We start from the raw sequence: 12,948 nt of genomic DNA, 5'->3' as shown, positions 1-12,948 counted from the left end.
ATAAAATCCAGTTTAGAACATTTCCAAAGGTATCAAAAAACCCGAAAGACCATTTGAAAACTTTACTTAAGAATAACCAGAAAGACGTCATTATTTTCCTTTTTTAAATTAACTTTGCACAAATTTATAAAAAATGTTTAAATTACTTTCAAAAGAAAGCAATATTTTTTCAATTCCTGTTTATATTGGTTTTCTTCTTTTAGTAGTTATAATATTTAACATACTGAATTTCAATACCTATGAAGCCATTATTGCCGGAATTACCTTTCTGGGAATTGCTTTGGCTTATTTTTGTTTTCACACCATAGCGCTTAATTATCAGACTCACCTGCCTTTGTTCTTATATACTGTTTTTGTATTTGGACTTTATCCCGGACATCTGGATATAGGTATCGCTGTGGCACTTCTCACCAATTCTTTTCTTTTGTTGATGTTAACAAGCACCAATGAAGACATTCGTAAGAAATCGTATGTATTGGTAGGTTCCATCGTAGCATTGAATTTTATTTTTCTTCCCACGACCTGGCCTATGGCCCTTTTTGTGATTATTCACGTAATTGCTACTTCAGAAAAAATCGCATTGAACCTTTTCAGATTCTTTTTAGGAATTATTCTCATCGCACTCAGCTATTTTTCTGTAATGTTCTTCCTAGGATTTACTTCTTGGAATTCTGACTACTTCCCGTTTGGGAAAATGGGCTTCGTTATGGATTACCGCAATATTTTTCCTTTAATCCCGATCGCTCTGATGTTGATTTATGCTGTTTATGACCATTTCAGAAATTACAATAAAAAAAGTCCGATAAGCCGATATAAATATACCTTTTTGCTTGTTTTTTCATTAGCTCAGCTGGTGATTATTATTCTTTACATGAATAAAAGTTATGAATATTTGCTGCTGTTGGCTTTTCCTTCAAGCATCATACTGAGCAGAATGCTGAGGTTTTTACCCAGATACTGGATGCAGGAAGTAAGCTTATGGCTGATTATTATTAGTTTAGTTACCTTTAAAGCAGGTACTTATTTTCAATTATTTTAAGATTATGATTCAGATAGATGATAAATTGATCTCTGAGGATATTTTTTCCGAAGAGTTTGTATGTAACCTTACAAAATGTAAGGGAGCGTGTTGTGTGGAAGGAGACGTAGGGGCCCCGCTGGATAAAGAGGAGCTTGAAATTTTAGATAATATTTTTGATAAAATAAAGCCCTATCTTACTCAGGAAGGCATTAAAGCTTTGGAAGAGCAGGGAACATGGACTACTGATCCTTCTGATGGAATGTATGTAACTCCTATGGTAGAAGACCGTGAATGCGCGTATGTAACTTTCGATGAAAAAGGAATTACCAAATGTGGTATTGAAAAGGCCTATGAAGATGGTGCGGTCGATTGGCAAAAACCAATTTCCTGCCACCTCTACCCGATCCGTGTTACAGAGTATTCTTCATTTACAGCTTTAAATTATCATGAATGGAATGTGTGCAGTGATGCTTGTACCTTAGGTAAAGAATTGCAGGTTCCGGTTTATAAATTCCTGAAAACCCCATTGATAAGAAAATACGGAGAAGAGTTTTATACTGTATTGAGCGAAGCCGCCGGGGAATGGAAAAAAGAATATGGCTCCTAAAAAGATAAAACCGAGGATTTCCCCGGTTTTTTTATTTTCAAAGTGGATAATGGATCGCCCTGTTCAGTTCAATAGGATTATTGTAGCGGATAATTGCATTCCTTAACCGTTCATTAATCTCACGGCTGTTCGACTGTTTAACCACCGTACCGTCATTGAGATAAAAATCATCACTTGACTTTAAACCACCATTCATATTCCTCAAAAAGCTGACAGGGGATTCAAAATATGTGAGTTTCGTGGATTGATATTTCTCCCAATTCACCGCCACACTCATCTCTCTGCTCATTTGTATAAACTGATTATGATAAGGCTCATTCATTTTCTGTGATTTTACGAGCTCAAATCTGTAATTATTTTTATCATCATACAGTTCAACAATCAACCCAGGAAGACCATGAAACTTATATGGTCCTTCCTGAAAAAGAATATCTGTCGTAAACCAGGCAATCCAGTTTCTGCCTCCCCAGTTTGTTGTCGCTTTCTGAAGATGAATCCCTTTTATAACCTTCTTTTCCTCACTTAAACTCCATTTCTGGGAATCTTTGGTCTGAAGTTTCAGAACCGTGCTTTCCATAATATCGTATTCCTCAAAATTATCAGTCCCTGTCGTATGAACTATGATGTTGGAAGTATTCAGTTTTCCTCCTTTCGGAAAAGGGAGGCGATTATTAATCAGGGAGTCTGCAATGAAAAAGTCTCTTGTGTAATATTGAGTTTCCTTAGCCCCAATATCCAGATGATAATTTTCTTTAGTAGTATTATTCTGGGTAGAATCTTTTTTATACGCTACGTCATAAATAAACCTGTGGATCTGAGATTCTGCATTAGTGGCAAAGAAACAGAACAGAGCAAAAAGTATAATTTTCATACTATTATTTTTGATTAAGGAATTCCTGTTCATCTGCCGAAAGAAGCAGTGTTATGTCTTTAGTTTCTTTTACCGGAACATTTTCCCATATGTCTTTGTTGAAATCCACTTTAGACTCAAGTCCTTTTTTATCTGATCTGGCAAATGTATTATACACCAATTCTCTATAGAATTTTTTTACATGTTTCTTACCATTATAATAAATAATAAAATTATCACCTTCTATTCTGTTCAGAGCAGGTATATATCCTTCATCTTTTTTGTAAAAATCGAACATAAGTGTTGCATCACCTAACTTAAATTCATACTCCCGTCCGTCTGTCGTTTTTCTTTTCATAAGTGGAAAATCAGTTTGAAGATAAGTTATCTCAAAATAAGTAATTACTTTATCAGCTTTATTGTATTTAAATGTCCCTTTCATCTTTGATGCGTTGTTGGTATTGATTTTAAAACTGATAACTTGTTCGTTTTTATTTTCAAAAACCAGCAGTCCGGAATATTTGGAATCTTTAACTTTCATATTAGCTAGAATCCTGTTAAGCTCAAAATTGAAAAAAAAGTTTCCTATATATTCATGAGAAAATTCATTGGAACGTCCTGTAAAAATACTGTCAGACTCTAGTGTTTTCAGATATTTTACATTATTAAGCTGCATCTGGATGATGTTGTCATACTTCTTATGATATCCGTCTTTAAAATTATATTGATTTGATTTACTCCAAAGCTTAGCTTCTGCAATCGTAAGGAAATGGAGCTTATTATTATCAATTTTTTTTTCTTTATATACCACATCATATAATGATGGCTGATTAAAATACCTCTTATCGTAGTTTTTGTCTATGTCTTCAAAAATCTTTCTGATGTCTACGCTCATCATGCTTACTTCCTCAATTTCTTTATAGACAGGAGCAAGTTTTATTAAAGATGTAAAGCTGTTTAACTTTTGAGTTTGAAAGCCTGAAGCCGAAACTTCAAAGTTGGCTTTGCCATGTTCTACCGGTGCAATTCCATCATCATTTGTATAGAGAATTTGATCGGATAAGACAATTCTGGCTCCTGAGATTGGGTCCCCATTTTCTGCATCAACAACTTTTATCTGTTGGGCTTGGAGAATGCCACTAAAAAAAAGGAGAAAGAAGTAGTAAATTTTCATAGTTTAATTTTATCGCAAATATATACTGAGAACATATACAATTCAATATGCTTTGAATTATTTAATACTATTTAAATGTTTTTAACTTTTCAAGATAAATTTTAGTAAAGTCCAATAAAAACTGGGAAATTTTAACAATTGGAAGAAAAAAAACCGCAGACTTCTCTGCGGTTTTTTTTAAGTTCAAACTTTTTACTAATTCGTAGCTCCTGCTTTAATAACGGCGGGTTTTGCTTCTTCTTTTTTAGCATTTTCCCATCCGTCTTCCGGCATTAAAGTCGCTACAATTCTTCCTTTTGTAAGGTATTTTTTAGCCACATCCTGAAGATCTTTCACGGTAAGTGCTTTTACCTTTTCCTCGTAGTTCAGGATTTCATACTTATCACTTCCATCCAATTGATTTTTAGCAATGGCATTCATCCAGTACATATTATCTTTCAGGCTTGTTTTGTGATCGTTATATTCTCCTTCCTTATATTTATCAAGATCTTTTTGTTCAGGGCCATTGGCAATTAACTTCTGAAGCTCAGCGATGGCACTTTTCGTTAGCTTTTCAGCATTTTCCGGTCCGCAAGGGAAGTTGATGCTGAAGCTGTATCCGCTGTAAGGTACTTTAGACATTCCTCCTCTTGCTCCACCGCCGTAAATTCCGCTTTCATCTTCTCTCAGTTTCTCGATTACTTTGATGGTTGCCACTTCTCCCAAAGCTTCCAGAGCTAATGCTTCTTTTTCATTATAAGGCGCTTCTCCGGTGTAAGAGATCGTTACCATACTTTTAGGATCTTTTCCTTTCTTGTAAATTTTAGTATAATCTCCCATAATCTGTCTGTAACCCGTATCTTTAAACGTAGAGGTTTTTCCGGTTGACGGAAGGCTTGCGATATATTGAAGAACCTCATTCTTGAATTTGGCTTCGTCAATATTTCCTACAAAATAAAAGTGGAAGTTTCCTGCGTTGGCAAATTTCTCTTTATAGATGTCATACGCTTTCTTATAATCGGTATTTGCCCACTCTTTTTCTAAAGGTACAATCCCAATGAATCTAGGATTCTTTTGGTTCATGAATTTAGCATGTTCGCTTGAAAAATAGAACTGTGGATTCGACAGCAGGTTATTCGTCATGGCAGACTGCTTCGTTTTATAAGCATTGAATGCTTCAGGGCTGTAATTTAACCCTGTGAAGTATGCGTTTACAAGTTCCAATGCCGTTCCCAAGTCTTTTTGAGTGGTTCTTCCGGAAATCCCCTCAGTCAATCCACCGATAAATGGGTTCACGCTTACCTGTTTTCCGGCAAGATAATTGGTCAGGTCAGATTTTGAGAAACCGTTCACTCCTGCTTCTGTCAACGCGGGGAAAGCAAATTGGGTTTTGTTAAAATCTGCATCAGGAATGATGGAATTTCCGCCTAAGCTTCTTGCAGTAAAGACAATTTCATCATCCTTATAATCCGTTTTCTTGAAAGTAACTTTCGCTCCGTTACTCAACGTCCAGGTGGTCGTTCCCAGTTTAGCATCTGTTTCTGTTTTGGCAATTTTACCTTCAGATTTGAAAGGCTTCACTAAGTTTTTAATGGTTGCTTTTTCTTCATAAGGCTTAAGGTCAGCCATTTTCACGCCCTCAAACGTATTTAAAACCATTGCTTCCGTAGGCATGGTTACATTATCTTTTTTAGGACCTGTAATGATTACTACTCTGCTGTCATCTTTTACAAATTTCTTAATGATTTCATTGGTCTGAGCTAACGTTACGGTAGGCAGGAATTTTTTTGCATCTTCATATTCCCAAGCAATTCCAGGCATCGGCTCATGCTCTAAGAAGTTTCTCACATACTCATCCACCAGCATCCCACTTTCCGTTTTGTCGCGGTTGTTGTATGACCTTTCATAATTAGATAAAATCTGAGCTTTTGCCCTGTCTAATTCCGTTTGGGTAAATCCGAATTTCTTAGCTCGTTCTGTTTCTTCCAAAAGAACTTTCAAAGCATTAAGCTGATCTCCTTCTTTAGTCATCGCAAACCCCTGGAAGGCTTCTTTACTTCTAGCATACGTTCCGCCATGGTAAACAGATCCGAATGTGAAAGGAGGATTATTAGAGTTGATCAATTCTCTTAATCTGTTATTCAACATGGTTGTAGCAAGACTTTTAACAAGGCTCTCATTATACTGTTCAATAGTGACATCCGGCTGATAGGCCTCAGAATCTTTCATAATGAACTGCACCATAGAATTGGTAGCATCAGGATCTGTTTCAATCGCTACCAGTGTTTCTTTGTGGTTTGGCAGATCAAAAGATTTTCTTTCCCTTGGCTTTGCCGGGTTTTTATATTTGCTGAAGTTATCTTTGATTTTCTTTTCAACTTCATCCACATTAATATCCCCTACTACCACAATAGCCATCAGATCCGGCCTGTACCAGTCCTGATGGAATTTTCTGATAACGTCCGGCTTGAAGTTCTGAAGGACCTCTTTGGTTCCAATAGGCAATCTGTTTGCATATTGTGAGTTATAAAGCATTTTAGGCAAATATTTATCCATCATTCTTTTATCCGCCCCTAATCCTAATCTTAATTCTTCCAGAACGACACCTCTTTCTTTATTGATCTGCTCATCAGAAAGTGTAGCATTAAATGCCCAGTCTTCCATCACCTTCAGACCTGCATCCAGATTTCCCGGTTTATCTAAAGGAACAGGAAGCATGTATACGGTTTCATCAAAGCTTGTATAGGCGTTAAGGTGTTGCCCGAATTTCACCCCGATCGACTGTAAAAAATCTACCAGTTTATTATCCGGGAAATTCTTGGTTCCGTTGAAGTTCATATGTTCCATAAAGTGAGCCAAACCTCTCTGGTTTTCATCTTCAAGGATGGATCCGGCATTAATAGCCAGTCTAAAGTCTACTTTTTTTTCAGGTAATGAGTTTTTTTTGATGTAGTACTTCATTCCGTTGGAAAGTGTACCCGTTCTTACAGAAGGATCCATTGGGATATTCTGTGCGAAAGCATTTGCTGATACTAAGAAGATCACTGCAAATGAGGATAGAATTTTTCTCATGTAATTTGATTTTATTTCCGGAACTAAAAATATCAATTATTCACCAAGCGTAGAAATGAAATCATTCACATTTTAGTTAAAATTGAGTTAAATTTATCACCAAACAAAAAACCGGGGCAATTGCCCCGGTTCTTTATCATTTAAAAAGATTTACATTATTTAAAATCAGCATCCGTAACTCCTGAATTCATCACTACTTTGCTCGTTTTGATCACTAGTTTCTGCCCGCTTCCCTCCGCTTCAATTTCAGATGGAAATTTGATTCCGTCTACCGTCATATAACTTTTAACGATGGCTGTTCCTTCTGGTGAATCAGACTTATACAATAACCCTGTAGAAGCATCAAAATAAAACTTTCCTTTATCCGATGATAATACATTATAATCTTTCCCGTCTACTTTTTCCACCGTTACTGTTTTAAAATTCGCTGCATCGTACCCTAGAGCGTCAATTACCTGGCTTTTTTTCAAATCAGCAATTTTATCGGCAGGAATATCCATTTTCTGTCCCATCTGGTCAAAATATCCTTTCTCACCGTCAAAAACCTGAACCATCTTTTGTCCCATAACAGATTGTTCGGATTTGAATTTATTTCCCATTTTTTTAGTGGTCATGGCAACCTGCATTCCCTGTACTTCTACTGTGTTATCAATAACAGTAGATTTCACAGCCTGTAATTTATCTTTTCCTCCTAAAGCTTTAAGATAATTATCAATCACCTCTTTAGGCGTTAGTTTCGATTGTGTAGCTTCCGTCTTTACTGAAGCTGCTGTTGTTTTCTGCGCAGCTACTGAACCAGTCAACAATACGACACAGAAAAATGGAAGGATGAACTTTTTCATATATTTAGTTTAGTTCGTAAATATAGGAATATTGGCCGATATATAATCCAGGAATATAATAATAAAAAAACCGCCAGTAAACTGGCGGTTTTCCTCAATATCCGATAAGAGAATATTGTTATTTTTTAAGCTCTTCTAAAAATTCGTCGTGAGAAATTTTAGTTTCTTTTTTGCTTGCTTTTTCAAGAATTACATCTTTCAATTTAGTCATCGCAACTTCTGAAGAGATTTGTCTTACCTGCTCCTGGTCTTTCAACATTTCAACCGCATATTTCTGGATTTCCTCATCCCCTAAGTGGTGGATTCCATAGATTGCCAATTGGTTTCTTACCAACTGCTCAGCTTGACCTAAAACATCAGCATAGTCTAAACTGATTTCGTTATCCGTCATTAATTTACCTTCAATGATCTGATATTTCAATTGGTTTTTCTCTGCTTCAAGGATTTCTTTAGCCTGCTCTTCAGACTGGATATTCTGGTTAGAGAATAGTAACCACTTCACCAGGAAAGATTCCGGAAGTTTTACTTCTTCTTTTTCAGAAACCTGCTCCAATACTTTATTCACAAAGTGAACATCAGCATTTTGCTGGAAATATTCATCTAATTCTGACTTTACTTTTTCTTTAAGCTCTTCTTCAGACTTGATATTTCCTTCTCCATATACTTTATCGAAAAGCTCCTGGTTAAGTTCAGCAAGGTTTAAAGAATAGAAATCTTTTACTTTCACCTCAACTTCAGCATGGTGTAAGTGCTCCACCTCTTCTTTGCTGAATCCTAATTCTTTAGCTAAATTTTCATCACCGGCAAGAGTTTCTTTAGATACTCTTACAGTTCCGTCCATTTTCAAAGATTTCACCAATTTGAAAGCATCTTTGTTTTCAGCTGTGATGGTAACGTTCTTTGGATGGTGGTGGTGCTCTCCTTCAGCATCTTCTTCCACTACCTGAGAAACTTCTAGGGCAATGTAAGAATCTTTAGTGATTTTATCCTGAGGAACCTGCTCAGCAAAACGCTTCTGCATGTTTTCGATGCTTTTGCTGATCTCTTTTTCAGAAGCTTCCACCTTATAGTGCGGTCCTTCATATTTAGCTAAATCTATAGTAAATTCAGGCTCGTATCCTACTTCAAAAGCAACTGACAATTGATCAGCATTGTAATCGAATTCGTTTACTGGCTGAGGAACAGGCTGACCAACTAATCTTAATTTATTCTCATTTACGTAGTTGTTCAAAGCATCAGAGACCTGCTTATTGATTTCTTCGAACGCAATACCTGCTTCATATTGTTTTCTAACCATACTTAAAGGCACTTTCCCTTTTCTGAAACCAGGAACTTGCGCATTTTTAGCATAATTAATCAATTGCTTCTCTACTTTGTCTTTGTAGTCAGATTTTTCCAATGTCACTGTAAGCAATGCACTTACATCATCATGGTTTTGTGCGGTAACCTTCATTATTGATTAAAATTTTAGGTTGCAAAAATATGAAATTTTTATGAAAATCACTCATTTAAAGTTAACTTAAAAGCTAAATAATGTTAAATAAAAAACCACCGGAAATTCCGGTGGTTTTTTTCTGAAAATTCGGAAATAACAGTACATTTCCTTTAGATATATATTATTGTACATCAATTAATGCGTCTACATCACTTTCTCCTCCGGTTACAGTACCCAACTGATTGGTAGCTGACGGAGAATTATCATTTACAGAAGTAGGAGCATGGATGAGTTTAATATTCACTTTGGCAGCGGCCGGTGCAGAGGTAACGCTCCATTCGGTTTTAAGACCTACTTTTTTCCCATCAGTTCTTACCAAATCATCAGCAGTTCTTATAACATTAACATTAACTCCTGCAAAATTGTAGGTAATGAAATGTTCATCCTTCTCTTCTGCAATTTCATCATTGGCACTGTGATAGTGATCATCATGCTTTACCTGGAAATCTAAACTTACCACATAGGTCTTTCCGTTCGCCAAAAGGATTTTTTTATCTGCCACTCCACCTATATAATTGATGATCTGCTCATCAGCCGGATTATTTTTATCCGAAACTTTCACTACGAGCTTTTCAATTTCTTCATGCTCATGGATATCTTCAGGAATATCATTATCATCATTTCTACAAGAGAATAATAAAATTGCTGCAAAAAGAACCAGTGTTATGTTGAATATTTTTTTCATGTTAAATTAAATTTGAATAATTAATAATTAAAAATTGTATTTAAGAGTAATGATAAAGTTTCTACCGGACTCCGGCATATAATATCTCAGTCTGTTAAGATATTCACGATACTCTGTATTAAAAATGTTATTGACTCTGAAATTCAGATTCAGTTTTTTGAAAAGGTCTGCTCCTATAGAAGCATTGAAAATAGAATAAGCGGCAGGAGTAGAACTGAAATCTATTTCTCTTGTCACCATTTCCCCATCCTGTATAAAATCTATATTCTGGTTTCGTACCGGGAATCGGTTTTGCTTGAATACATTCATATTTTCAAAGCTGATATAAAAGTTTTTAGGCTTATCAAGCTTTATTTCCAATGTATTCCTCAAATTGGCAGGCATCATTAGAATCAAAGGCTCATCATGAGTAAGATCATCACCTCTCAGTATACTGAAACCTGTATTCCATTTTATATTGTCCAGAATTTTAAGCTCCGCATCTGCATCAATTCCAAAAATCCTGGCCTTGATCTGCTGGTAATTCCAAACAGGGAAAACACCTCTGTTGGTAGATTGTATACCTACAGGAACCTGGTTGATAAAGCTATTGGAAAACATGATATACGGATTTGCTTCTATATGTAGTCCTTTCAGGATATTGAAGTGAGCGGACAAGGAAAGATTAGCATTATAAACCTCTTCTTTTTTGATCGTTAGGTCTCCTTTTTCCATTACTGCCGCTGAGTGGTGAAGACCATCTGCAAAAAGCTCTGCAGGATTAGGACTTCTGTCTGATCTCGACAGGTTCAATTTAAGCTCGAGGTTACTGACCGGCTTATAATTCAAACCGATATTTGCTGAAAAATTATGATAATCCAAAATAGGACGGGTTAGAACCCTGCTGTCATTTTTTTGGATGAAGAATTCGGGGAAAATTGTTGCATATTTATCATTCCACTCATCTTCGTCATAATATTTATAAGCATCATATCTGCTGAAATCATACCTGATTCCTGCTTCTGCATTCAGCTTTGAATTAAAATGATATTTGAATACGGAGAATGCTCCCGCATCGTATCGGTAATAATCCGGAATGAGACGTCTTGCTTTGGTGTCCGGATTAGGATAGTTATCCTGAAACGCTCCGGAAATACCACTTTCCAAACTCCAGTTTCCTCTTTCAATAAAATGGGTCAGACTTGCAGAGTGGGTAATCAGTCTTAAATCCATAGATGGCAGATCATTTAATTCGCCTCTCCTGATGTCAAACTCTTTACGACGGTTCAACTGAAAGCTGTATTGAAATGTTAATTTTCCAAAATCAGCAAAGCGTTTATACATGGAAACTTTAGCAATATGATGACTTACTTCCTGTTTAGGATTAGTAATATCATAGCTAAAGTCGTCCAGAAAGTAGGCTTGCCCGAAAGTCAGTGCATTATAGTAATCTAATGTACTTCCAAGATGCGCACCTTTATAAATTCCAAATTCCTGGTTGATTCCACTGTAAGAAACATCAAACCCCTGCATAAAGCTATGTTTTCCAAAAGAGAAATTAAAAGAATTTACTTCTGCTCCTGTATTTTGAAGGGTATGGTGAGGTATATACAGGTCTCCCAATTTCTTATAGCTTCCGCCTGTTCTTACAAACCATTGATTTTCCCAGGCTTTAGTAATATGGGCAGAAATTTCACCTCCCCTTCCGTTGGAAATTCCTGAAAGTTTCAGATTTCCCATTAATGTATCTCTTTTGGGCAATACTGAGGGTTCTAAAACCACAACTCCTCCTACTCCTTCATTACCATATTTTAAAGCCGAAGCTCCTTTAACGACATCTATATGTTCAAAATCATTAACATCCACATTCGGGGCATGTTCTACGCCCCATTCCTGTTCCGCCATTTTCACCCCGTTGTTCAGTATAGAAACACGACTTCCATACAAACCATGAATGACGGGTTTTGTAATATTATTACCTGTTTTTAATGCGGTAACACCAGATATCCTGGATAAAAGATTACCCAGATTTTCTGTAGAATTCCTCTCTATTTCAGATTTATCGAGTGTTTTAACAATTATGGAACCATTGCTTTTATGGCTTCCGTGTATGGTAACGGCTTGAATCTCTTCGCTATGATGTTCCAGAGTAACCGTTAAATGAAGATCCTGCTGAACTTCTATATTTTCAGTATAATCATTGCAGGCAGGATGCTTTGCCGTAAGTGTATAGGTTCCGGCCGGGATTTTATCAAATGAAAATTTCCCTTTTTTATCTGTCTTCGTGGCAAATTCACCGATTTTCACCTCAGCATTTTCCAGCCAGGTTTTATCATGAAAGTCTTGGACAGTTCCCTGAACAGCATACGTTTTCTGTGCATTCGTTAATGCCAATCCAAAAAAGATCAGCAATAAGCTATATATCAATTTCATTATAATAAATAGATAGATTGTGTACTTAAAAAGTACTTTTAAAAACCAAAAAAATGTTTGAATTGGATTTTTCGTACAAAGTAATCTGTACCATGTAGCTATGTAAATATTTACGTTCTGTTAATATTCTCATATACTTACAATGGTTTTAATGACTATAATTTCGCCATTAAAGAATCATTAAGCTGACAAGATCATTAAAAAATCCAATAAGATATCTATGAATTATGAAATTGCGGGTGGTCCCCTAAGCTGAAAGGTAAATTTGGTTTGAGACCATATTTTTTCCTGAATGGCAATGGTCTGCTTTACTTCATGAGTATAAACTTCAAAAGCAAAGCTGAATTCCTCCGGAACCAGTGTATGACCGCTTGTTAAGAAATGACAAGCCAAACAGTCACTGGCTTTTTCTTTAAAAATATTTTTTGAAACTGTATTCTCAGTTTTTTTGAAGTTTCCGCCTTTGAAATAATCAAAGGAATCGTGATGGTGTAAGCTTTGGGAAAACAGCGCAATAAAGTATATTCCAAACAAAAGTCTGGAAATAAAAGTCTTCATTTGTCTGCTTTCTTTACAAATCATTGCATCAAAAGTATGAAAATATTTTAAATTAGAAATTAAAGCTATCTAAATTAACATGAGTTAGGGATAAGAGTTTTACGACAGTCTAGCGTCACTTCGAGTAGGTTTTTGAAAAAAATCATATCGAGAAGTTAAGCCTGATCAAAGTTCTCGATACATTTTTCTTCATTTCATTACGAAAAACACTCGAACTGACGGAAATTCTCTAATCTAAAATTACATTCCAAAA

General features: G+C 35.9%; 10 protein-coding genes. 2 read left to right on the top strand and 8 right to left on the bottom strand.

What is annotated here, in order from left to right; all coding sequences use genetic code 11:
• The first annotated feature begins 133 nt into the window (after positions 1-133).
• Both ACGHIN_RS04180 and ACGHIN_RS04175 read left to right on the top strand, forming a co-directional pair.
• Entirely contained in the window at positions 134-1,039 is a 906-nt protein-coding gene (locus ACGHIN_RS04180; protein ID WP_390451069.1) for a DUF6427 family protein, read from the top strand.
• A 4-nt stretch (positions 1,040-1,043) separates the two neighbouring features.
• Positions 1,044-1,628: a DUF3109 family protein gene (locus tag ACGHIN_RS04175; RefSeq protein WP_390451068.1), complete on the top strand. Its 585-nt coding sequence runs from the start codon at positions 1,044-1,046 to the stop codon at positions 1,626-1,628.
• 37 nt (positions 1,629-1,665) lie between these two features.
• On the opposite strand, the gene ACGHIN_RS04170 is transcribed toward ACGHIN_RS04175, so the two are convergent.
• The 8 genes from ACGHIN_RS04170 to ACGHIN_RS04135 form a co-directional block, all read right to left on the bottom strand.
• On the bottom strand, positions 1,666-2,499 hold the full coding sequence (locus ACGHIN_RS04170; RefSeq protein WP_390451066.1) for a GLPGLI family protein: 834 nt from the start codon (positions 2,497-2,499) through the stop codon (positions 1,666-1,668).
• Between the two features lie 4 nt (positions 2,500-2,503).
• Positions 2,504-3,652, bottom strand: a complete 1,149-nt coding sequence (locus tag ACGHIN_RS04165; RefSeq protein ID WP_390451064.1) for a carboxypeptidase-like regulatory domain-containing protein — start codon at positions 3,650-3,652, stop codon at positions 2,504-2,506.
• A gap of 195 nt (positions 3,653-3,847) precedes the next feature.
• Positions 3,848-6,703, bottom strand: coding sequence for a M16 family metallopeptidase (locus tag ACGHIN_RS04160; protein ID WP_390451063.1), 2,856 nt, complete (start codon positions 6,701-6,703; stop codon positions 3,848-3,850).
• 155 nt (positions 6,704-6,858) lie between these two features.
• A complete protein-coding gene (locus ACGHIN_RS04155) occupies positions 6,859-7,545 on the bottom strand; it encodes a hypothetical protein (protein ID WP_390451062.1) in 687 nt (228 codons plus the stop codon).
• A gap of 118 nt (positions 7,546-7,663) precedes the next feature.
• Positions 7,664-8,998 carry a trigger factor gene (locus tag ACGHIN_RS04150; RefSeq protein ID WP_390451060.1) on the bottom strand — a complete coding sequence of 445 codons (1,335 nt, stop codon included), beginning with the start codon at positions 8,996-8,998 and terminating at the stop codon, positions 7,664-7,666.
• Positions 8,999-9,161: 163 nt separating this feature from the next.
• Positions 9,162-9,725 (bottom strand): hypothetical protein, encoded by a 564-nt coding sequence (locus tag ACGHIN_RS04145; RefSeq protein ID WP_390451058.1) that lies wholly within the window; start codon positions 9,723-9,725, stop codon positions 9,162-9,164.
• 27 nt (positions 9,726-9,752) lie between these two features.
• On the bottom strand, positions 9,753-12,137 hold the full coding sequence (locus ACGHIN_RS04140) for a TonB-dependent receptor (protein WP_390451056.1): 2,385 nt from the start codon (positions 12,135-12,137) through the stop codon (positions 9,753-9,755).
• 225 nt (positions 12,138-12,362) lie between these two features.
• Positions 12,363-12,695, bottom strand: coding sequence for a hypothetical protein (locus ACGHIN_RS04135; RefSeq protein ID WP_390451054.1), 333 nt, complete (start codon positions 12,693-12,695; stop codon positions 12,363-12,365).
• Positions 12,696-12,948 lie beyond the last annotated feature (253 nt).

Source organism: Chryseobacterium barbadense (assembly GCF_042849955.1).
Classification (GTDB): domain Bacteria; phylum Bacteroidota; class Bacteroidia; order Flavobacteriales; family Weeksellaceae; genus Chryseobacterium.
This window is presented reverse-complemented; position numbering and strand designations above follow the sequence as displayed.